The organism is Algoriphagus ornithinivorans (assembly GCF_900115305.1).
GTDB classification, from domain to species: Bacteria; Bacteroidota; Bacteroidia; order Cytophagales; family Cyclobacteriaceae; genus Algoriphagus; species Algoriphagus ornithinivorans.
The window spans coordinates 441,111-463,863 of record NZ_FOVW01000001.1 but is presented as its reverse complement, the minus strand read 5'-3'; the positions used below and the strand labels follow the sequence as shown (position 1 = coordinate 463,863).

Here is a 22,753-nt window from a genome sequence, read left to right as displayed (position 1 = left end):
TACAAAAACCATGTTGAAAATTAAGCGCTTCACATTCAATCCTTTTCAGGAAAACACCTATATCATCTATGATGAAAAAGGCTCCGCTGCCATTATAGATCCTGGCTGCTACGAACCTGAAGAGAAAAAAGAATTATATGACTTTATTATTCAGGAGAATTTAAAACCTGAACTGTTACTAAATACCCATTGCCATGTAGACCATGTCTTGGGAAATGAGTGGGTTGAGCAAACGTACAGCATTCCATTATTGATTCATGAAAATGAAATCCCTGTTTTAAATTCGGCCAAGGTTCTTGCACCCAATTACGGATTTCCTGCCTACAGGGGAATTGAACCAGATGGATATATGAGTCCGGGAAAGGAAATTTCGGTTGGACAGGAAGAATTACAAGTATTATTCGTTCCTGGACATGCTCCCGGTCACGTGGTGTTTTATCATCCTACCAGCAAAATCTGTATTGCAGGCGATACACTTTTTAGAGGAAGCATTGGAAGAACCGACCTTCCGGGAGGAGATCATGATTTACTCTTGGAGAAAATTAAAAGTGAGCTTTTCAGCCTGCCGGATGATACCATCGTATATCCAGGTCACGGACCTGAAACCTCCATAGAATTTGAAAAGATTTACAACCCTTTTGTGGGCAAAAACGCGAGCTATTGAAATTTTTGAATCATATTCCTAATGGCTTAACCCTTTTGAATCTCCTTTCGGGAGTGATTGGGATTAGCTTCGTCTTAAACGGAAATGTCCTTTCCGGTGCATATTTCATAGTCTTATCCGCTGTTTTCGACTTTTTCGATGGGTTTGCTGCTCGCTTATTAAAAGTTTCAGGCGAACTGGGAAAACAATTAGACTCCCTAGCGGACTGTGTATCATTTGGAGTATTGCCAGGTTTCATTTTGTTTCAACTTACTTCTGAGGCTACCAACAGCACTTACTTGCCATATCTGACCTTGATCATTCCCTTGATGTCAGCCATGCGCTTAGCAAAATTTAATATAGACACCAGACAAAGTGATCGCTTCATAGGACTTCCTACTCCGGCAAATGCTTTGTTTATCAGTACTCTGCCCTACCTAGCTAAGAAATGGTTTTTGATAGAAAACTCACTTTCCAATCCCTGGACTTTGATCATTATTGCATGGGTGTTTTCGATTTTATTAGTGAGTGAAATTCCACTGATTGCCCTGAAATTCAAGAACTTTTCGCTCTCGGATAATGTATTTAGGTTTGTGTTGATTGGATTGGGAATTATTTGTATCGCTTGGCTTGGATTGGGAGGAATTCCGATCATTATTCTTGCATACTTAGGACTCTCCTTGGCGGAAAATGCGTTGAAGACTTAATGAATTTAAATTCCAGAATATTTTTTTTCTTCCAGCTGCTAGTATGCAGTTTACCGCAAATACTTTTTGCCCAAAGCCCTTTATTCAAATTTGAAGTCACTAAAGAAGGGATTTATAAAATAAACCCTTCTCTCCTTACTCAGATTGGAGCAGCAAATTTATCTGAAGTGGCGATATATGGATATCCTGGCTCCTTACCTCAGCAATTAAACGATGAATCGCTTTCACTAAGGGAAATCCCAACGTTACTTGCAGGAAATGAACTGCTAGTCTATCTGCAAGGCCCACATGGTTTTTTTATTGATCCGGAAAATAATCCTTCTTACCAGCATCATATTTACCGTGACACACTTTCTTATTTGATAGGAAAAAAGACAAGCCCTAAACGAGTAGAGTCTCTTTCCGCCAGCAGTTCAGAAGTTTCAGCTTCTACTCTTTATCAATGGTCTGCTGTCAAAGGAGAAGAAAATAATCTTCTCAATTCAGGTAGAACCTGGTATTCAGCCCCAGTTTCTACCGGGAATATTCGATCTATTCCGATCAGGAAATCAGGCAATACGAATGCGGTTTGGAAAATAAATGGGGTTATCATGGCCCAATCATTATCCAGCTCCGAGCTTAGATTATCTGAAAGTGGACAAAGCTTTTTCTCTACACAAATAGATCCCATTCCCAATACAACTTATGGAATCAAAGGCAGAGAAAAGGCTTTTAAATCCGAATTAAGGCCCGCAGGAAATGAGCTGAGAACCATTGAACTTGGATTAACCAGTTCAGATCCAAATGCAAGAGCCTACTTCGAGCATATTCAAATCGGAGTACCTTTTTCCACTTCCAATTTGAAATCGGGAGTTTATTTTTCCTTAGAAGAATCTTCTTACACTATTTCTGATGCCAACTTGTTAGTCTGGGATGTCAGTGATTTTTTCCAACCCAAATCCTTTGCCTCCAGCTCAACCCGAACAATTACCTCCAAAAAAATTGCCGTAGCAAGTTCAACTGAAATTCCTTCGATTGACAAGGTTAGTCCTATTTCATCCGAACTTCGAGCTGATACATTTTGGCCCGAATTACTGATCATCACATCCGAAGCCTTTTACTCGGAAGCTGAAAGACTCAGAACTCATAAATTGAGTATGGGTGTTTTGGTAGAGGTGGTGATCACCAAAGATATTTATGATTCCTTCGGATATGGAAATAGGGATGTGGTGGCCATTAGAGATTTTATAGCTTATCATTATCATAAAGGAGGCAACTTAAAAAATGTACTTTTCCTAGGCAAGGGTACCTTTGACTACAAATCCAAACTGGGTGGAAGACCGAATTTAGTCCCCACTTACAGTAGTAGGAATAGCCTCAATCCATTGACCACCTATAGCTCTGATGATTTTTTCGGCCTATTGGAAATGGGGCAAGGAGTCTGGGAGGAGAGCCGTGAAGGAGATGAACCTATGCAGATAGGAATTGGGAGGTTACCTGTGATCAATCTCCAGGAGGCCTCTGTGCTAATCAATAAAATCATCCAATATGAATCGCAGCCTCTGTTAGGCGACTGGCATAGAAACATCTCTTTTATGGCGGATGATGCAGATAACAACATCCATTTGAGAGATGCGGAATCCCATGCTAGTTTTCTCAAGCAGAATCATCCGGCTTATTTTCAAAATAAGATCTACTTAGACAGGTTTGAGCAGGTAAGAAATGGAACTACCCAAAGATCTCCCAAAGCCAAAGAAGCCCTGAAAAAAACATTGGACGAAGGAACCTTATTTCTGAATTATATAGGGCATGGGAATGAAACAACCTTAACTGCTGAAGAAGTCTTTCGGGTAGAAGATATCGCAAACTGGCCTCAAATGAAGCATTTGCCACTTTGGATTACTGCTACTTGTGAATTTGGAAGGCATGATAGTCCATTTTTGCGTTCATCGGCTGAGGAACTCTTAATTGCCAGAGGCAAAGGGGCAATCGGATTATTGACTACAGGCCGACCGGTTTTTAGCAGTGTTAATTTTTCTCTCAATCAAGTCTTTATTCAAGAAGTTTTTAGAAAAGAGAATGAGGAATTTCAAGACTTGGGTACCATTTTCAAAAACACCAAAAATCAGAGTTTGAATGGAGCTCTCAATAGAAATTTCTCACTACTTGGAGATCCCAGTATGAGGCTGGCGAGACCCAATCATTCTATCCGGCTTGTTTCATTAAAGGATAAGGCAGGAAATGACATAGAACAAATAGCACCCCTTCAGGAAGTCAGCTATGAGGCAGAGATCATCAATTCTTCTCAGCAGCTGGTTTCGGACTTTAGTGGTGAGTTTGAAATTGACTACAGAGGTCCCCAGCAGGCAATCAAAACGCTGGGAGATGAAAGTTCTCCTCTTGAATTCCCGGAAGAAAGTCTGATTTATTTCAAAGGGAAAGGACAAGTTAGAAATGGTAAAATTCAGGGAAAATTACTACTGCCTCCCCTCTTGGCCGAAAACTTCGAAAGCAGTAATCTCCGTATTTACGCAAAAGATGAAGAAAGCGGGACAGATGCCTGGGGGATTGAAAAAGTGGAGAGCGGAGGGCAAGCGAATGAACTTCAAGATGAAGAGGGACCCCAAATAGAAATACAGCTAGAAAATCAGTCCCAAGCTCCATTTCGTTTTGCATCTACAACTTTATCCGCAAATTTCAGTTTTACAGATAGTTCGGGGATTGACATAACAGGATTAAGAGAAGGAAAGCAATTACTCTTAGTTATTAATGATGAGCAGGAGATTTCCCTAAACAGGCTCTTTCATAGCCTATCTGGTAGCTATACAAAGGGAGAGGTCGTAATGGAAATTTCTGGATTGAAAGAAGGAAAAAACAGTCTAGAAATCAAAGCCTTTGACTTGGCAGGGAACGGAAGCACTGAGATAATAGAGGTGCTGGTCGAAGGAAGTAACAAACTTCAAATCTTGGATCAAAAAGTTTTTCCGAATCCGGCTAAAACTTTAACTAACTTTGAAATAAAGCATAATCGGGCAGGCGAAAACCTGCTTGTTAGGCTGGAAATAATAAATTTAGAAGGAAGGATACTATTCGCAGAAAATCAGCGTTTAGTGGAAGCCAAACAGATTATTGGGGATTTGACTTGGATTTTTTTACAAAATCAAACCAAATATCCAGCAAAAGGAACTTATATTTACAGAGTAACGCTTCAGTCAGAGCTTGACGGTTCTATGGACTTTACAAGCGGTAAAATTGTTATTGAATGAAATTAGAAGCCATTAGGAAGCAGATTGGATTACTCGCGGGAGCGTTCGTGTTAATGGGATATTCAGCTCAAGCACAGAATTCTGTTGTCATTTCCGGCCAAGACCCAGATCGGAGAGTGATTACTACAGCAGTTCCATTTTTAAATTTTGCTCCGGATTCCCGACATTCTGCTATGGGGGATGTGGGTGTAGCAACGCGTCCTGATGCTAATTCAGCTCACTGGAATAGTGGTAAACTTGCCTTCGTAGAAGATCAAATGGGTTTTTCACTCTCTTATTCTCCTTGGCTGGGTAAATTGGTGAATGATATGTCCTTGAGCTATCTAACCGGTTTTTTTAAAATTGATGAAAACTCAGCATTCGGATTTGACCTTCGCTATTTCAACATGGGTGACATCCAGTTGACTGATGGAAGAGGAAATGAGCTAGGTGAATTTAACCCAAGAGATATTGCTTTAGGCGCAACTTACTCAAGAAAACTTTCTGCCAATTTGGGTTTGGGTATTTCAGCTCGATTTATTCATTCCAATCTATCTGGCAGTATATCTTCAGTTGGAGGCAGTGAAAGTAGGCCTGGAGTCAGCGTTGGAACTGATGTAGGTTTATACTACAGCAAGCCTATTCTTGCAGGCTCTAAAGAAGGCACTTGGTCATGGGGAGTTAACATTTCCAATATTGGTCCTAAAATCACCTATAACAGTGCAGATGATCTAGATTATATCCCTACCAACTTGAGAATTGGTACGGCATACAGCATAGATATTAACGAAATGAATTCAATCACATTCGCATTGGATTTCAACAAGCTTTTAGTACCTACTCCGCCTGTATATCAAACCAATCCAGACGGTTCTCTAGCCACTGATGAGAATGGAAATCTGATCATTTCCAGAGGTAAAGACCCAAATAGGGCTTTGATCTCAGGAATGTTTGGATCCTTTGCAGATGCTCCAGATGGTTTTTCCGAAGAAATGCAGGAAGTAACCGTTTCTTTCGGTGCTGAATACACTTATAATGATAAGTTTTCTCTTCGTACAGGGTATTTTTATGAAAATCCAACTAAAGGAGGAAGAAGATATTTCACCATGGGGGTTGGATTTGACTTGAATAAACTCGGCTTTGATTTTTCGTATTTAGTCCCACAGACTCAAAACCATCCATTGGCAGAGACGTTAAGATTCTCTCTACTTTACACTATTCCCAACAATTAATTTGTGATGCTAGACAGAAGTCTTGCTCCGGAGTTTAGAATTCCGGATGATTTTGATTTGATAGAGCCTGAAAAACACATTCTCCAATCAGGAGCCAATGTTTTTCATATGCCTACGCCTAATTTGGATGCGGTGAAAATCGAAGTAATTGGTAAAGGACAGAGAGCAAATCTTCCCCTTTCTCAAACATTGTTGCCTTCCTTTACACTTCAAATGTTGGCTGAAGGCACTCAAAAAAGAGATGCTGAACAAATCGCTAACTTTTTGGATTTTCATGCCAGTGAGATCTCTCCTATTCTTACTTTCGGGCATGAAGGTATGAGCATCTTGAGCACTAAACTCCATATTTTCGAAATACTTCCTCTTTTCTTGGAAATGATAGAGACTCCAACTTTCCCTTTGGAAATGCTGGCAAAAAGAAAATCTCAGAGAAGATTGAGTATTCAACTGGAGAAAGAAAAAACTGCATCCCGAGCTAGTCAATTGTTTAGGCAATCACTTTTCGGAAAAAACCACCCTTATGGAGTGGAGATTTATTTCGAACATGTAGATGAAATCAAGCAAGAGCAACTTTACTTCTATTCCTCACAGCTTCTTTGGCAGAACTTGGAAATATTTGTTACCGGAAACTTCTCGAGTTCAGAATGGGAAAAGTTAATAGAGTTCTTGGAGCAAATTCCGAATAGAAAAGGATTGGAACCCGTTTTACTACCTCAACCTGAACCGATTGACAGTTTTCATGAAATCAGAGAAAGTGCTGTACAGAGCAGTATCCGGGTTGGAAAATTTTCGATCCCAAAAACGCATCCCGATTTTATTCCTTTGTCAGTTTTCAACACCATTTTGGGGGGATATTTCGGATCAAGACTGATCAAAAATATCCGGGAAGACAAGGGTCATACTTATGGGATTTATTCCAGTCTCGCTGAAATTGGAGATATCAATTACTTTGTAATTGCAGCGGATGTACAGAAGGCATTCACCGATGAGGTGATCCGGGAAATCGAACACGAAGTGCAATTATTGTGTCGGGAGCCATTGGATCAGGATGAATTGGAGATTGTACGAAACTACCAAATCGGACAAATGCTTTCTAGATTCAGTTCTGCTTTTGATTTGATGGATAGGTTTAGAGCAGTTCATCACTCCAGCCTAGACTTAGATTTTTACCAACAAAAATTAAGCTTCTTGAAGAAATTTACGGCAGAGGATATCCTGAAAATCGGTCAAAAGTATTTCAAGGATCAACAGCTCACCCAAGTAATTGTAGGCTAGGTTGCCCTAACGTACAGCCAGGAAAGATCTAATTTTACTTTTGTCCAAAGCTTGTAGATACTGAAAATAGGCGTCTTTAGTCCTGTCTTTTCACCCAATTGAACAAGACCTTCTGCTACTTGGAAGTTTCCTGACCAGAGGGCGTGTTTCAATTCATACTGCAATCTTTTTCCCAAAGCTTTATTTTCAGATGGAGTCCTATTCATTTCCAAAGCTTTTTCACAAACTTTCAAAGTGCTGGGCAACATCTTAGAACCATAGCGCTGGTATTGATTTCCAGACATGGAATTGTATAACTTTCTTTTCAATACACCTATATGATCAGAAAACACCAGATTATATTTTCTGGCTAATCTCAATTGGATGTCAAAATCTTCATAATAGAGATCAGGATCATAGCCTCCCTCCTTTTTTAAAATAGCTGCATTGAATACTACCGTAGGCGCACAGATAAAACTTCTTTGTAAAAGCGTCTCATAAATAATCCCCAATTCAATTACTTCTGAGAGTTCGCCAAAATTATTCCTTTTATAAAATGTATGTATGGCCCCTCCGGGCTCCAAAATATAGGCATCTGAAAATACAAAGGCTGCATAGGGATCTTTTTCTAATTCCTGGATAGAGTTGGAAATATGGTCAGGATAAAAAACATCATCTCCTGCCAGGTCTACCACATATTCCGCATCTGTTTGGAAAAGAACCTTGTTAAATAAGGCACAATAAGGCTTACTTTCATCAAGATATAAGGTGTTTACAGGGAATAAACCAGTGTATTGGGCTACCCATTCCTGAATTTTCTTCTTGGTTTGATCCTTACTTCCATTATCTATAATCAGCAGTTCTTTGTTATAATAGTCCTGCATGGCGACGCTTTCTAAGCTCTCCTTGATCCAGTCTTCATGGTTGTAAGCAATACAAATGATGACAACTTTTCCAGATTTACTCATCTTCATATGTCCTTAATCCAGATTATTTTATTGAATACATCATTTGAAAATTTTGCTTTAAAGAACATCAGGCTATGATTGGCTCCTGAATCTGTTTCCGAGGATCCAAGATCAATAAATTCCACCTTTTCATCAACAGCCAATTGAAATAGACCCCAAAGAAGCAAGTCGCCTAAATGCTTGAATTTAGTATTGGGATCTACAGCCGAGAGATAATAATACATACTATTGCTACTCAGTTTGACAGCCAAAGAATGTGCTTGGGCGATCCCTTCATTTTTTAAGGAAATCAAGAAATATCTTTCAGGGAAACTTGAGACTTGCTGAATCAGTCGGGACTCTTCCAAATTTACTTGATAGCCTCTTCTTTTATTCCAAGAAACAATCTCTTGTAAGAAATTAAAGTTTTGAATAGAACTTATGCAAAGCTCTAATTTCTGATTCTTCAACTTCTTTGAAAATGGGCTTGACTCAGACTGAATGAATTTTTTCATTCTTTTGGTTCCACAGAAAAAATGATGAGCCTGAAGCTTTTCTTGGACAAATCCTGAATGATATAGAAGATAATTGATTAGGTCTGCATCTTCTGAGTAAGGTTTGGGGGCTTGAATAATTTTGACATGCTTAACACCAAGGCTCTTCAGCTCTTCCAAAACGTAGGCAATAAACTCTTCAATCACTTGAGAGTCTAATCCTCTTTCAAGCCAAAAGCCACCCATGGGAGCTTTAGGCAAGGAAATAGCATGGTAATCAGGAGTAATCCGGAATGAAATCCAACCCTTTAGCTTTTCTTTTTTATAAATAGTAAAATCGAAGGCTTCAAGAAAATCGGCTAATACCTCTCCTGCCAAAAAATAATCTTTGGATTCAATTTGTACAGCCTCACGCTGAAATATCACATGCTTTGTTCTATCCTGATCCAAGACTTTCAAAATATGCTAGGTCACGAATGTAATCAGACTCAGAGAACTCTCGATCAGACATGCCAAGTAAAACTGCATCAGTGCTAAATAAAGTTTTTACCCAATGCATAGGTGGCACGAAAAGCCCTTTCCCAGGTTGATCCAATGTAAAGGATTGAGCTTGTTGCCCAGGTTGATGTACTTCTACCTGAATAACCCCATGCAATGCTACCAATACCTGAGACTCTTTCCAATGCGCATGATTACCCCGACTTTCATTTTCAGGAACAGCAGTAATCCAAAAGCATCGCTGAATTCCTTTTGGGAATAGGTCGTTTTTTTCCCAAAAATGCAATTGCCCCCCTAGGTTCACCTTTCCTCCTAAATCGAGAATTTGTACTTTTTCCTTATTGATATGTAATTGCATTGCTCTGTTCAAGAGATCTAAAATTAAGACAATTCAAAGGGAAAAGGGATTACAATGCATTAATTTTCTAATTTCGAAGTCTCGAATAATTTAGAACCTTGGAAGAGAATTTAGAAAAAGACAGTTTTTTGACCATTGCCAAGATTTCCTCCGGGCTATACAAGGATAAAAACAGCAAATTCCATTACTATGCTTTTCCTGTTAAAACCGAGGAGGAAATCAAAGAGCAACAGGCTGAGTTGAGAAAAAAGTACTACGATGCCAGACACCATTGTTTTGCCTATGTACTGGGGCGTGATGGAGATATTTTCAGGGCCTCGGACGATGGAGAACCCAATCATAGCGCTGGAGATCCTATCCTTGGGCAAATAAGATCCAACAATCTAACCAATATTTTGATCGTTGTGGTTCGGTATTTTGGAGGAACCAAACTAGGAGTAAGCGGGTTGATCCAAGCTTATAAGACCTCTGCCAGTCTGGCTATAGAAGAAAATGAAATCATAGAAGAACTTGTAAAAGAGCAGGTTCAAATCAAATTTCCCTATCCAGCTATGAACGAAGTGATGAAGCTGGTCAAGAGATTGGACTTGGAGATTTTACACCAAAAAATGGAATTAGACTGCGAAATGACTTTAGAATTTCGGGAAAAGCTCAGGCCCTCTGTATTAGAATTTTTAGAGGATAGTCAGGATATTGAAATTTTAGGACTTGAATAAAGCGTCCAAATACCCATCCTTTCTTAGCTTTTTGAATATCTCCAAACATGCCCAGGCATCTGTAGCTGCATATCTCTGTTGCCTCTCGGTCAGTTCCACTGCTTCCCAATTCGAAACCTGCTCTGATTTAGATATTCTCATTCCCAAGACCATAGCGCAAAGATTTCTTACCCCCACATTGTGAAAGCCCACTTTCTTGAGTTCATCGTTCAAATCGAAAAATGAATTGGGATAAAAAGAATCAGTCAACTTGCCCAATGCTTTGATGTCATCATGCACAGCAGCACCAATTTTGACGATATTTTCCTTTTCCAAAAGATTTCTGACCGAGTCCGGAAAGCCCACCTCATTCAAACGAAATAGAAATGCCTGCTCTGGCGTGGAAAGCTGCAATAGGGAAACTTGATTGATGATACCTTTTTTGAAGGATGGCTTGGTCTCGGTATCAAAACCCAACATAGGTTGATCCTCGAGAAAATCGACTACCTCCTGCACATCATCTGCCTGGTCAATCAGGTAAATTTCGCCTTCAAACTGCCCTAAAGGAAGAGCGTTTACTTCATCTTTGCTAATCCGAAATGGAATCATGCCACTAAACTTCTTCCTCCTCGTAATAATTAATACCAATGTTCAAATACCCATAAAGAATGGTCATAAATGGGCTAATAATGTTGAAAAAACAATAAGGAGCATACACTAATGTTGCCACTCCCAATACCGAAGCCTGAGTTGCTCCACAAGTATTCCATGGAACCAACACAGAGGTTACTGTTGCTGAATCCTCCAATGTTCTGCTCAGGTTTTCAGGTTTCAATCCTCTCTTTTTATACACATCTGCATACATTCTACCCGGAACCAAGATCGCCAAATACTGATCTGAAGTCGTAATATTAAAGAACACACAAGTTGCGGCGGTGGAAGCAATCAAAGACCCTACACGATGAACTTTCTGAATTACAGCCTCAGCCAAAACCCGTAGCATGCCACTTACTTCCATAATACCTCCAAAGATCATCGCACAGATAATCAACCAAATGGTATTAAGCATCCCTCCCATTCCTCTGGTCACCAATAATTCATTCACTACATCATTACTTGTCACAACAGATATCTCTCCGTAAAGCGACATCATCACTGCCTTAAAACTCAAATAAGCGTACGAGCCACCTTCATCAGCAATCAAGGCGATTATTTCAGGTTGAAATATAATTGCAAACACTCCTCCTAGTAGAGCTCCAACCAATAGAGCAGGAATTGCAGGTACTTTTTTCACGATTAAAACCAAAACCACCAAGGGCACGATGAATAACCAGCCGTTGATATTAAAGTTTTCCTGAATTACCTGAGAAATTGCCTTCACATCATCGACAGATCCATTTGTTTCATAATTGAAGCCTATAATGATGAAAATAATAAAAGTAATGGTGATGGATGGAACCGTTGTTTTGGCCATATGCTTGATATGGGTAAATAAATCCGTACCAGCCATTGCTGGAGCAAGATTGGTTGTATCGGAAAGCGGCGACATTTTATCACCAAAATAAGCACCAGATATAATGGCGCCCGCAATAATTCCTTCCTCAAAACCCAGGGCCTTGCCAATTCCTAAAAGCGCTACACCTACAGTGGCAACAGTAGTCCAGGAACTCCCGGTAGAAACTGAAACAACAGCACTGACTATACAGGCAGCAAATAAAAATATGGTTGGATTTAGGACCTGAAGACCATAATAAATCATCGCAGGAACAATTCCTGATAGCAGCCAAGTACCGGCTAGTGCACCAATAAGAAACAAAATCAGAATACTAGACATGGCCGAGCTAATGCTTTTTACCATGCCATCTTGCAAAGTTTCCCAATGGAATCCAAGTCTGTAAATAGCTACTAAGGCAGCAACTCCAGCAGATAAAATCAAGACAATTTGATTGGAACCTGACAGTCCATCCGTACCAAAAACACGGATATTGAGAACCAGCAGAACTATCAAAAAAATGAGTGGAATCAGTGCATCCAGCACTTTGGGAGCTCGAATATTCTCTTGCATTAATCAGTAATTGGTGATTGAAGTCTTGAATCTAACCAAAAAAAATCAATTCCCTTTTCTCAAAAGGTCGCTAAGTTCTTTTCCTGCCTGCCATCCTAAGGCTACTCCCATTCCTCCAAGTCTTACCCCGGCTGCTGTTTTAAGTCCTACTTGCTGTATCAATGGAGACTTTTTGGCTCCAAAAGCCATGATTCCTGTCCATTCTCTATCCCATTCAATAGTTTTTCCAGGAAAAATCACCTCTTCTGCCAATTTTATCAAATGCTGCTTGATTTTGGGATTTACTTTATTTTCGGTTGTTTTTTCTCCTTCAAAATCTACATTTCTGGCGCCTCCCAGCAAGAGTCTTCTATCTACTGCCCTAAAATACACGTAACCCTTGTCCAAATGAAAACATCCCTTCCAAGGAATTTCAAACTCTAAAGGTTTAGAAACCATCACCAAGCCTCTTCCAGGTTCCATTTCAGACTCTTTCCAGATTTTTTTGGTAAATGCATTGGAGCAAATAGCAACCTGACCTCCGAAAAATTCAAAAAATGGATTTTCAGACTTATCGGTAGCCAATATTCTTCCTGTGTCTTTTTCAATTTCCAGTACCTCTACTCCAGTTACGATTTTGACTCCCAATTCACCAGCTAAGTTCCAAAGGCAACTCAGATATTTGGCAGGATCCAACTCACCTTCGAATTTATTTTTCACCACCATCTTGATTTTATCTGAGAAACCCATTTTCTCAAACTTCTTGACCTTGGAGAAAACTTTTCCTCCAAAGCTTTTTTCTAGAAGTTGATTGATTTCAGGAATCTGTTCAACTGCCCCAAGCTGATCCTCTTCTATTAGTTCAAAACCTCCATTATGCTTATACGCCAAGGCCTTATCCCCAAATTCTTTCCTGATCTTTTGAAGTCCTTTATATCTTCTATTCACCAACTCCACCACCTCATCTTGGGTCATACTCCAAAAATCATCCAATATTTCTGTTAGGGACCCAAAACATGCAAAACCAGCATTTTTGGTACTGGCTCCAACTGGAAAAATTCCTCTTTCCAAAATCAAAACACTGGCTTTCGGATTTTTACGCTTGAAATGAATAGCAGTAGAAAGGCCCACAAATCCTGCCCCCACCACAATCAGATCATGATTAAAAAAGTTTTTTGACTCCCAATAGCTAAACATTTTGGTTCAGTTTATAAATTTTGAAATAGAGAATTTGTAATTTAAAATCAAAGATGAGGAAAAACCCAAATAGCTATGAGAAAAATTGATGAACTCCTGCATGAATATGGCCTTAGCCATCAGAATCCTACCAATAAATTAATTCACTGGATTTGTGTTCCGGCTATATTTTTCAGCATAGTTGGGTTGATTTTCAGCATACCTGAGGGTCCCCTTCCCGAGTACCTTCCATTATTGGGAAATTTTGCTAATTGGGCAACCATTATCCTTTTCTTGGTATTGGTTTATTATGTAACACTATCAGCACCACTATCATTAGGAATGTTATTTTTCTCGGCTCTGTGCCTGGCTTTGGCCAACTTTCTAGACATCTTATTCCCCGGCAAGCTCTGGATGATCAGTTTGGGTATATTCGTTATCGCCTGGATTTTTCAGTTTTATGGACATAAAGTAGAAGGAAAAAAGCCATCTTTTCTGAAAGATGTTCAATTTCTAATGATAGGCCCCGCTTGGTTAATGCATTTTATTTATAAAAAATTAGGCTTAGCCTATTGATTTGAAAGCAAAAAAGGAGCTAAAAACTCCTTTTTATTTTTTAGAGAAAATCTCACTGACACGCTGAAGTGAATTCTGATTTTTTGGAGAGTAAATACTTAACAAAATGGATTGCTTCTCTCTCGCAGTTAGTCTCCAGTTCAGGGAAGCCCTTTGCATGGTTTGTTGACTGCCTGTGAGTTCTTCGGCCTGAACCAATTCCGGGGCATATTCAAACTCAATTTTTTCCAATGGAAAAGTCATAGACTCTGCCATATAATTGAATAGAACCTCATTTTGAATGGTTTGAACATTGTCCCAGTTGGAGTAAATATTTTTCAATGGGTTAAATACCTTCTCAAAAATTCGAGGGACAGGACTTTCTGGAATCTCGGTTGATTTTTCTGAATCCCTGATTGTAATCAATACTACACCAGAGGTATTTTCAGCAATCCATTTTTGAAAAACATAAGTAAATCTCAAGGCATCCTGAACCCCAAAGTTATCTGATAATCCTGTATCCATTGTCTCCATAACAGGCTCAGAAGGCAATTGCACATTGGGAGTAATAAAGGGAAAGGTAGCGCTCATTCTCAATGCAGAAAGAAAGCGTATGTCTTCTGCATCCTGCTCTCTGAAAAATCGCAAGAAATCTATGCTTTGTTTTTTCTCATCCAAACCCAACTTGCCCATCATGGAAGTACCCAAATAAGACATGGAATGAGGAGAAATAACTAGCTTTCTTCCATCATTGGTAATCAGGGAAGTGACTGGTAAGAGAGGGATTTTTCCACTTTCTTCGGGTTCCTTATAGGCATGCAGCGGTTTATCCATGATGCCATCAGTATTGATATTCAACTGATTTTCAAAAGCATACCCCCTATCCTTCAGATAACGCCTATCATTATATTTGAAATATTGATTTCTGATCAAAAGATCATTGACTAGTAAGGAAAAGATAATTGGGTTGAGGTTATCAGCTGACATTTGATCCAGATACAAAGAATCTGTGGGGTTGACGGAAGGATCGTCCAAGGACCTGAGGTAAATTTCTCTGAAAAAAGCCTCTCCTAGAACCCCGCCAGAAGCACCTGTGAATAACTCTGTATGTTTAATTACTTCACCATCATTGATAGCATATAAATTTTGCAAGACTGATAATGTCCAAAGTGCAGCTCGCTGACCTCCACCGCTAGCAGCAATCAAAACCATTTTTGGTTTTTCTTCTACTAGTTTTCCTTTCCAATTATCAAGGATTTTTTCTGTGTTAAGCCTATCTTTTAGAACCGTGTCTGGATGCAGGATTTCATTGAGTTTATCCAGCGTGTAGGAAGCTTTTTCTGTCTGATAATTCATCCCAAAAGCTTCATGAGGTCGATTTAGGAAAGGAAAGTTTGAGAAATAATTGACTAATAAAATAACTGAAAAAACAATTACTGTAGCCCAACTCCTCAGCCAAAAACTGACCGCTCCTACCAACATCACCAAAATTGCAAGTAACAAAGTTGCTGACGTGGCTGCAGGTAATTGAAGTATGGGTTCTTCTTTGAAAAAGCCTAAGAATAAAACGAAGATTATTAGAAAAATCTGAATCAGAAATAGATTGAGATGATTCTGATCAAATACCCTTAGTAATTTCCCACTTTCAAACCTTGCAATATCCGGTCGTACAGGAACCAGTCTTAATTTGAGATTGAGATAATAGTGTACTTGACCTTTTTTGGATTTAAGGTCTTTATATCTACTCAGGACATTTGCACGGGTAAGTCTTACCTTTCTCAAGCGCTTATCCACTGAACCGGCGAACAGAATAAAAAAATCTTTATTGGTAAAGGCAATGTATCCGAAAATCAAACTATAGGAAAGGATACTTCCTAAGGTAAAACCACCAAAATACCCGGCAACCTGCCATTCTGTTTGAAGATTATTCTGAAGTTGGAACTCCACAAACCTAAAGCAATAGCAGGCATAGAAAATGGTGGGAACAATGGAATTATTGACGCAGAAATGAATAAAAGGCTTATTGATAACTGCTAAAAAAGGAAACTCCCGGCTATCAATAATATATGTTGTCATGTGATAGGCCATGGTAAAGACTGCAAATCCAATCCCCATCAACATAAAGCTCAACCAAGAAACCTCATGCAAGTATTCTGGATCCAAGAATAAAAACGGGATACCCAATACCACTCCAAAACCTTCAAAGGTAATTGCCAATAGCAGGACCCAAACCAGGATTAAGGCCAGATTTTTCTTGAGGTGCAACAAGAAAAGTTGGATGGGAAGACTATTCCAGAATTTATCTTTCATATGACTGATAAAAGATACGTTTTTTCTTAAAAGGGAAAAAAATTAAAACTCAGCCTATTGAATATCAATGTATTAAAATTCTACTTTCTCAAAGCCATTTATTTTCTCCTTTCCGAATATGGCCTTTCGATCTATAACTTTTACCTTCAGGCTCAAATTAGAATGATATGAGAACTTGGTTTTTGTGCAAAGTAAAATATGCAAAAGAAAATGAGCAGGGCTTGCTCAAAAATATATCCGAGCAGTACTTGGTAGATGCAGTGTCTTTTACTGAAGCTGAAGCAATTTTATACGATAGACTTGGCTCTCAGATTCGTGGAGACTTTCAGGTGACTGGAATTAGCAAGAGTAATATAGTGGATGTGTTCTTCTACGAGGATGCAGATCTATGGCACAAATGCAAAATCACCTACTTGGTAGCAGATGGAGAAAGTGGCAAAGAAAAAAAGGTGACACAATACATGATAGTCACTGCCGAAGATGTCAAACAAGCATTCGATAGAATTCAGGAAAGTCTCAGCAATATGCTGGTAAGTTTCCGAGTGCCTGACATCACTGAAAGCCCAATTGTAGAAGTCTTCCCTTACGAAAAAGATGAGGAACTGGCTTTGCCTCCGGGAAATTTCAAACCTCTGGAACAAGAAGCTGAGGAAGAAGATTAAAAACTCTCTTACAAATCCCCCAAAGCCTGCCTCTGGGGGATTTATTTTTTTATTTAAGAAAGAGCATCAATTTGATGCCTTACAATAAATTGGATTAAATCATCCAATGAAATCTCAGCTCGCTCACAAGCATCAGCAATATCTTCTCTACTTACCTGTGCTGCGAAAGTTTTATCCTTGAGTCGCTTTTTCACTCCTTTGACTTCCATTCCTTCATAGCCATTGGGTCTCATCAGGGAGTAAGCATGAATCAAACCACTCAATTCATCAAAGGCATAGAGCATTTTATCCATTTCTGTTTTTGGATCTACACCAAAGTATTTAGGACCATGGGATGCAATAGCTCTGATGATTTCAGGATCAATATTTCTATCCTCTAATTCCTCCACAATCTTATTACAATGCGTTTCGGGCCACTTTTCCCAGTCCGCATCATGGAGTAATCCAGCCAAAAACCATTTATGCTGAACATCCTCTGAATAGGCTTTTTCTTTTGCATAAGAGCGCATCAAATGTCCTACCTGCCTCATATGAGCAATTAGTTTTTCATTTTCTACCCATGCATGCAAAAGTTCAAATGCCTCATTTTCGGAAATCACATTTCCGCTGTTTTGAGGATCTCCAAACTCAGTTCTATTTAAATTCATTGCAGAATTATTCATTTCATATACTTTTTAATGTATTTTATAATATATTTTATGTAATTTGATTTGTTTTTTATGTATTTTTGAAAATGAATCACCCCAAATCCATCCACTACTTGGCTCAATTTGCCATAAGGTCAGATTACTTGATGCAAGTAACCTTGGATAAAAATGGGATTGTATTGAATTCAGATTCAGGACTGGGACCTACCCCATCGCTTTTCGAGAAAAAAGACAGACCCATTCAATTTGCAGACTGCTTTCTTTCTTCTGATTGGGTAAAATATGAAAATAACCGCTTAAAAGCATGGCAAAACCACCATCAATCTTTTGTGGTGGATCTTCAGAAAATCTCTTACCCATCAGGGAATTTAATTAAGACCAAATGGGAATTTTTCTTTTTAAGCTCAGAGATAGGAACCTGTCTTGGAATAGGGCATCCAATTGAAACTCAAAAACCATATAACATCGGTTTGGGTGATTTCATGGACAGTGAGGACTCCGCCAATGAAATCATGGATACTATCCTTGAAGATAGACTATTGGGATTTTGGGAGTTCAACCCTTTTGAAAAATCAAATACCATCTCTTCAGGACTAGCTCAAACGCTGGGATATTCAGAAGAAGAAATTTTGTCATCTGAAAAAATCTCATGGGAAAAACACATTCATCCGGAAGATTTCAAACAGTTAACCATTGATTTAACCAAGCATTTCAAAAGTTTTGGTAACATCCCTTTCAAACGGGAATTCAGGTTGATTTCCAAAAGAAATCAAACTATCTGGATCATGGCTTTTGGTCGGACTATTCAGTGGACCAAAGAGCATCTTCCTAAGAAAGTTCAGGGAGTAATTTTGGATATTACAGAAAAGAAAAAGCAAGAGCTTTGGTTAAAAGAGCACCATTATTTCCTCAAGGACTTGGCATTTCAGCAATCTCACACCCTAAGAGCTAAAGTGGCCAACATCATGGGGCTATTAGATGTGTTGGACATAGAGCAACAATCCATTGAGTCCAAAAGAATTGTCGAAATCATCAAGAAAGAGACTCAGAAGCTCGATCAAGCATTAAAGAAAAGTATCAAAGAGTCCGTCAATCAAAACAAAACATTTGAAAAAGAGGGAATCTCTTCCTCTTTAGACTTGGATTAGAGATTCCTTATTTTCCATTTTGCTTTGAGGTAGCCCCAAATCACTTTGGGGCTCATGCTTTTTTTCCTCTACTCGCTTCAAGCATATCCCACATTTCTTGAGGAATCTGATCCAGATTATTAAATTCTCCAGCTCCTTTCAACCATTCTCCACCATCTATGGTCATTACTTCTCCATTGACAAAGGAGCTAAAATCTGAAACTAGATAAGCAGCCAAATTTGCCAGTTCCTGATGTTCTCCAACTCTTCCCACCGGCACTTTCTTGGCAGGATCAAACTTTTTCACCAAATCCCCTGGAAGAAGTCTACTCCATGCACCCTCTGTAGGAAATGGTCCCGGGGCAATAGCATTGGATCTGATTCCATACTTGGCCCACTCTACGGCCAAAGACCTTGTCATAGCCAATACTCCGGCTTTGGCAGCTGCTGAAGGCACCACGTAACCTGATCCAGTCCATGCATAGGTGGTTACAATATTCAAAAATGTTCCATTCTGCTTTTTGGCGATCCAGTCCTTTCCTGCAGTTAAAGTGACTTGTGATGTACCTTTAAGAACTATATCCAAAACCGTATTGAAAGCATTGGTGGAAAGCCGCTCCGTTGGACTGATAAAATTACCCGCGGCATTATTTAATACTACATGGATTTGCCCAAACTCTTTGGTAGCATCTTCCCACATTTTCTCCACCTGATCAATTTCCCTGACGTCACAGGCTAGCGGAAGAACCTTCCCTCCTTTCTCCTTCATCATCTCCTCAGCTGTTGCATTTAAAACATCCAGTTTTCTTGAGGTGATAATGAGATTTGCTCCTAGTTCCAAAAAATACTCACCCATAGAGCGTCCCAATCCGGTACCCCCTCCTGTGATCAAAATATTTTTACCTTTTAATGCCCCTTCCTTGAGCATGCCTTCGTTTAAAATCATAGAAATTTTGGATTTATCTTTCTCCAAGATAAAGACTCGGCCTGGTAATTGAAAGAATATTAAGGCCGATGCGAATTAAATTTTAAGATGATTTAAAAAGTTTGACTGAGCCTTTGATCATTTTCTAGTTTAAGAATCAGAAAGTATCTCAAGCTATGAAAATAGGCTAAAGCTTAAAAACAAATAATAAACTGATGAAACGAATTCTTTTCTGGGCGTTATTTGCAAGTATTGGATTAAGCTCCTGTCAGGATGATGTGGATAGAACTATCCAAACCAATCTTCCAGTGGAAGCGAGGCAATTACTAGATAATTCCCTCAATATCAGCGAGTCTCTTTTTTTTGCTATCCTGCGATATGGAGATTACCAGTCTCCCAATACGATTATTCCAGGGTGTCCAACAGTTACTTTCACTGAATCCACCAGAACTGTTACCCTCAACTTCGACACAAAAGTCGCTTGTGAAATCAAAAATCAAGTAGAGCGAAAAGGGAAAATCATTCTTCAATACGGACTCAATTCACCTAGCTCAAGCTGGACACTAACTTATCAGGATTATCAGTTTGGAGAGTTTAAAATTCAGGGAATCAGGACCTTTACTCCCAAAAGTTTAATAGAAATTCAAGAATCCTTTGAAGGTCTCAGAATTATTTCAAAAAATGAAGCAGGAACAACCATCAATGGAAACTTAACTCATCAAATTTCAAGGACACTTTTTGGAATCAATACCATCAATAGTACGGGGGAAGTTACAGGAATAAACCCCGTAGGTCGATCTATCCAACTGTTTGTGGATTCTCCTAGAAAATTGGAAGCGACCTGTATCAGGTCAGGAAAAGTTTATCCCCGTGCTGGAAAAGAATCTTGGAGAATCAGTAGAGAACCCGGCAAATCAGTTCTTCACTCTTTGGAATATGTGGCAAAAGACAGTTGCAAAGTAGATGCCTTTGCTCAGCTCTCCGACGGAAGAAAATTACTTCTCAATCCATAAAAAAAGCCCCGAATCACTTCGGGGCTTTGATACTTTAATTCTTAACGAATTAATATCTATAGTATTCAGGCTTGAATGGCCCTTCTACTTCAACACCAATATATTTGGCTTGATCTTCAGAAAGAGTATCGAGTTCAACACCCAATTTGGAAAGGTGCAATGCAGCTACTTTCTCATCCAAATGCTTAGGAAGCACATAAACACCAGGCTTATATTCTTCATGCTTTTCCCAAAGCTCCAACTGAGCTAAGGTTTGGTTTGTGAAAGAATTGGACATCACAAAAGAAGGGTGTCCAGTAGCACATCCCAAATTCACCAATCGGCCTTCAGCCAAAATGATCAATTCTTTTCCATCCAAATCATAAAGGTCTACCTGAGGCTTGATCACATTTTTTGTGTGACCATAGTTTTTATTCATCCAAGCCATGTCGATCTCATTATCGAAGTGGCCAATGTTACAAACGATAGCCTTATCCTTCATTGCTTTGAAGTGCTCGCCCGTGATAATATCCTTGTTACCGGTAGCTGTTACAACGATATCTGCTTCTTTCACAGCGTCAACCATTTTCTTCACAGCATAACCATCCATAGCAGCCTGAAGCGCACAGATCGGGTCGATTTCAGTTACAATAACTCTTGCTCCAGCACCTCTCAAAGAAGCAGCAGAACCTTTTCCTACGTCTCCGTATCCAGCAACAACAGCTACTTTTCCAGCCATCATCACATCAGTTGCTCTTCTGATAGCATCTACCAATGATTCCTTACAGCCATATTTGTTATCAAATTTAGACTTAGTAACAGAGTCATTGACATTGATCGCAGGCATTGGAAGAGTACCATTCTTCATTCTTTCATACAATCTGTGAACACCTGTAGTGGTTTCTTCAGATAGACCTCTGATACCAGCTACTAGCTCAGGATATTGATCCAACACCATGTTGGTCAAATCGCCTCCATCATCTAAGATCATATTCAATGGCTGTCGATCTTCTCCGAAGAAAAGAGTCTGCTCGATACACCAATCGAATTCCTCAGCAGTCATTCCTTTCCAAGCATAAACTTGGATTCCAGCCGCTGCGATTGCCGCTGCAGCATGATCCTGAGTAGAAAAAATGTTACAAGAAGACCAAGTAACTTCAGCTCCTAGAGCAACCAAAGTCTCGATCAAGACAGCGGTTTGGATTGTCATGTGAAGACAACCTGCAATTCTAGCTCCTTTCAATGGCTGGGAAGCACCGAATTCTTCTCTCAATGCCATCAAACCAGGCATTTCAGCTTCCGCTAATTTGATCTCTTTTCTCCCCCAATCGGCAAGAGAAATGTCTTTTACTTTATACTGAATAAATTTTTCAGACTTAATTTCTGACATAGTGATATAGTTATTTAATACAAGACGTTTTCAAAAACTTTTGCAAAGGTACCGCTTAAAACCCGGAAATTAAAATTAGGTATGATAAACCGGAAATTGAATTTCTTTGAAATCAAAATATTGATTTTCACCATTTTCCAACTCCATTTCCAACTGCCCGTTTGGCCGCACATTGACAATTTTTCCTGAGAAAGAGTCATTTTTATGGTTGAAAACTGCTTTCTCTTGAAATAGAAACAGATGGTTTAAATATTCTGTTTTCAATTCAGCCCACTTTCTCTTTTTTAAGGCTATGTAAGACTGCTCTATTTGAGTGATCAATAGCCTAAAAATCTCCTCCAGATTAAATTCTGACCCCGTAATTTTTCTCAAGGAGCTAGGGCCAGATATATCAAAGTTCAATTGATTGATATTCAAACCTACCCCAACCACTGCAAACTCCCATCCTTTTCCACTATAAGAGTTTTCAATCAACATCCCTCCTATTTTACCTTCTCCAGGTACAATGAAGTCGTTGGGCCATTTGATTTGAATAAGAGGCAAATACTCACTTAAAACTTGCCTAATCCCATTTGAAACAGCCATATTTAGAAAAAATTGTTCCGAAACATCCATAAAATTTGGGCATAAAACGAGAGAAAAAGTCAGGTTTTTACCCGGCTCCACCTTCCAGATATTTCCCCTTTGTCCTTTCCCTTGTGTTTGGTTTTCACAGATGACTATACTCCCTTCTTTGGCTTTGCCTTCCCTGACTAATTGGAATGCAATGTCATTGGTTGAGTGACAGTCTGACAGGAAATGAACATCTTTTCCCAAAAAAATGGTATTGGCAAGAATTTTATACATATGTTTTTGGTTTGCCTGATACCGATT

The 22,753-nt window shown here is 39.2% G+C and carries 21 protein-coding genes; 10 read left to right on the top strand and 11 right to left on the bottom strand.

Annotated features, from left to right (window positions below):
* The first annotated feature begins 10 nt into the window (after positions 1–10).
* From BM073_RS01985 to BM073_RS01965, 5 genes are read left to right on the top strand one after another with little or no spacing between them, the layout of a single operon-like run.
* Positions 11–664, top strand: a complete 654-nt coding sequence (locus BM073_RS01985; protein WP_091649532.1) for an MBL fold metallo-hydrolase — start codon at positions 11–13, stop codon at positions 662–664.
* Positions 661–1,350 carry a CDP-diacylglycerol--serine O-phosphatidyltransferase gene (gene pssA / locus BM073_RS01980; protein ID WP_091649529.1) on the top strand — a complete coding sequence of 230 codons (690 nt, stop codon included), beginning with the start codon at positions 661–663 and terminating at the stop codon, positions 1,348–1,350. The genes BM073_RS01985 and pssA overlap by 4 nt, the downstream gene beginning before the upstream one ends.
* A complete protein-coding gene (porU, locus tag BM073_RS01975; protein WP_091649526.1) occupies positions 1,350–4,595 on the top strand; it encodes a type IX secretion system sortase PorU in 3,246 nt (1,081 codons plus the stop codon). The genes pssA and porU overlap by 1 nt, the downstream gene beginning before the upstream one ends.
* 53 nt (positions 4,596–4,648) lie before the next feature.
* A complete protein-coding gene (porV, locus tag BM073_RS01970; protein ID WP_370627671.1) occupies positions 4,649–5,806 on the top strand; it encodes a type IX secretion system outer membrane channel protein PorV in 1,158 nt (385 codons plus the stop codon).
* A gap of 6 nt (positions 5,807–5,812) precedes the next feature.
* The gene (locus BM073_RS01965) at positions 5,813–7,081 is read left to right on the top strand and encodes a M16 family metallopeptidase (protein WP_245756347.1); all 1,269 of its coding nucleotides are present in this window, start codon (positions 5,813–5,815) and stop codon (positions 7,079–7,081) included.
* Here the strand turns inward: BM073_RS01965 and BM073_RS01960 are convergent.
* Genes BM073_RS01960 through BM073_RS01950 form a run of 3 tightly spaced genes read right to left on the bottom strand, consistent with a single transcriptional unit; the run spans position 7,078 to position 9,369 of the window.
* Positions 7,078–8,034, bottom strand: a complete 957-nt coding sequence (locus BM073_RS01960) for a glycosyltransferase family A protein (RefSeq protein ID WP_091649516.1) — start codon at positions 8,032–8,034, stop codon at positions 7,078–7,080. The two genes, BM073_RS01965 and BM073_RS01960, sit on opposite strands and share 4 nt — an antisense overlap.
* Positions 8,031–8,951, bottom strand: coding sequence for a GNAT family protein (locus BM073_RS01955; RefSeq protein ID WP_091649514.1), 921 nt, complete (start codon positions 8,949–8,951; stop codon positions 8,031–8,033). The genes BM073_RS01960 and BM073_RS01955 overlap by 4 nt, the downstream gene beginning before the upstream one ends.
* The gene (locus BM073_RS01950) at positions 8,938–9,369 is read right to left on the bottom strand and encodes a sugar 3,4-ketoisomerase (RefSeq protein ID WP_139217424.1); all 432 of its coding nucleotides are present in this window, start codon (positions 9,367–9,369) and stop codon (positions 8,938–8,940) included. Before BM073_RS01950 ends, BM073_RS01955 begins: the two co-directional genes overlap by 14 nt.
* Before the next feature lie 86 nt (positions 9,370–9,455).
* On the opposite strand from BM073_RS01950, the gene BM073_RS01945 reads away from it, so the two are divergent.
* The gene (locus BM073_RS01945; RefSeq protein ID WP_091649508.1) at positions 9,456–10,073 is read left to right on the top strand and encodes an IMPACT family protein; all 618 of its coding nucleotides are present in this window, start codon (positions 9,456–9,458) and stop codon (positions 10,071–10,073) included.
* Here BM073_RS01945 and BM073_RS01940 read toward each other — a convergent pair.
* The 3 genes from BM073_RS01940 to BM073_RS01930 are packed head-to-tail and all read right to left on the bottom strand — an operon-like array spanning position 10,059 to position 13,293.
* On the bottom strand, positions 10,059–10,661 hold the full coding sequence (locus BM073_RS01940; protein ID WP_091649505.1) for a 3'-5' exonuclease: 603 nt from the start codon (positions 10,659–10,661) through the stop codon (positions 10,059–10,061). The two genes, BM073_RS01945 and BM073_RS01940, sit on opposite strands and share 15 nt — an antisense overlap.
* 4 nt (positions 10,662–10,665) lie before the next feature.
* Complete coding sequence (nhaC, locus tag BM073_RS01935; RefSeq protein WP_091649504.1) at positions 10,666–12,117, bottom strand: Na+/H+ antiporter NhaC; 1,452 nt, start codon at positions 12,115–12,117, stop codon at positions 10,666–10,668.
* A 45-nt stretch (positions 12,118–12,162) separates the two neighbouring features.
* A complete protein-coding gene (locus BM073_RS01930; protein ID WP_091649502.1) occupies positions 12,163–13,293 on the bottom strand; it encodes an NAD(P)/FAD-dependent oxidoreductase in 1,131 nt (376 codons plus the stop codon).
* A gap of 75 nt (positions 13,294–13,368) precedes the next feature.
* Here BM073_RS01930 and BM073_RS01925 point away from each other — a divergent pair, with 75 nt between their 5' ends.
* Complete coding sequence (locus tag BM073_RS01925; protein WP_091649499.1) at positions 13,369–13,848, top strand: Mpo1 family 2-hydroxy fatty acid dioxygenase; 480 nt, start codon at positions 13,369–13,371, stop codon at positions 13,846–13,848.
* Positions 13,849–13,881: 33 nt separating this feature from the next.
* Here the strand turns inward: BM073_RS01925 and BM073_RS01920 are convergent, their stop codons facing one another.
* Complete coding sequence (locus BM073_RS01920) at positions 13,882–16,137, bottom strand: patatin-like phospholipase family protein (protein WP_091649496.1); 2,256 nt, start codon at positions 16,135–16,137, stop codon at positions 13,882–13,884.
* 167 nt (positions 16,138–16,304) lie between these two features.
* Here BM073_RS01920 and BM073_RS01915 point away from each other — a divergent pair, with 167 nt between their 5' ends.
* Positions 16,305–16,799: a DUF4494 domain-containing protein gene (locus BM073_RS01915; RefSeq protein WP_091649493.1), complete on the top strand. Its 495-nt coding sequence runs from the start codon at positions 16,305–16,307 to the stop codon at positions 16,797–16,799.
* A 53-nt stretch (positions 16,800–16,852) separates the two neighbouring features.
* On the opposite strand, the gene BM073_RS01910 is transcribed toward BM073_RS01915, so the two are convergent.
* A complete protein-coding gene (locus tag BM073_RS01910) occupies positions 16,853–17,461 on the bottom strand; it encodes an HD domain-containing protein (protein ID WP_091649491.1) in 609 nt (202 codons plus the stop codon).
* Between the two features lie 71 nt (positions 17,462–17,532).
* On the opposite strand from BM073_RS01910, the gene BM073_RS01905 reads away from it, so the two are divergent.
* The gene (locus BM073_RS01905; protein ID WP_091649488.1) at positions 17,533–18,594 is read left to right on the top strand and encodes a PAS domain-containing protein; all 1,062 of its coding nucleotides are present in this window, start codon (positions 17,533–17,535) and stop codon (positions 18,592–18,594) included.
* A gap of 52 nt (positions 18,595–18,646) precedes the next feature.
* Here the strand turns inward: BM073_RS01905 and BM073_RS01900 are convergent, their stop codons facing one another.
* Entirely contained in the window at positions 18,647–19,519 is an 873-nt protein-coding gene (locus tag BM073_RS01900; protein WP_091649725.1) for an SDR family oxidoreductase, read from the bottom strand.
* Positions 19,520–19,713: 194 nt separating this feature from the next.
* On the opposite strand from BM073_RS01900, the gene BM073_RS01895 reads away from it, so the two are divergent.
* Entirely contained in the window at positions 19,714–20,511 is a 798-nt protein-coding gene (locus BM073_RS01895) for a hypothetical protein (RefSeq protein ID WP_091649485.1), read from the top strand.
* A 49-nt stretch (positions 20,512–20,560) separates the two neighbouring features.
* On the opposite strand, the gene ahcY is transcribed toward BM073_RS01895, so the two are convergent.
* Both ahcY and BM073_RS01885 read right to left on the bottom strand, forming a co-directional pair.
* Positions 20,561–21,880, bottom strand: a complete 1,320-nt coding sequence (gene ahcY / locus BM073_RS01890) for an adenosylhomocysteinase (RefSeq protein ID WP_091649483.1) — start codon at positions 21,878–21,880, stop codon at positions 20,561–20,563.
* Positions 21,881–21,955: 75 nt separating this feature from the next.
* Complete coding sequence (locus tag BM073_RS01885; RefSeq protein ID WP_091649480.1) at positions 21,956–22,726, bottom strand: biotin--[acetyl-CoA-carboxylase] ligase; 771 nt, start codon at positions 22,724–22,726, stop codon at positions 21,956–21,958.
* Between the last annotated feature and the right edge of the window lie 27 nt (positions 22,727–22,753).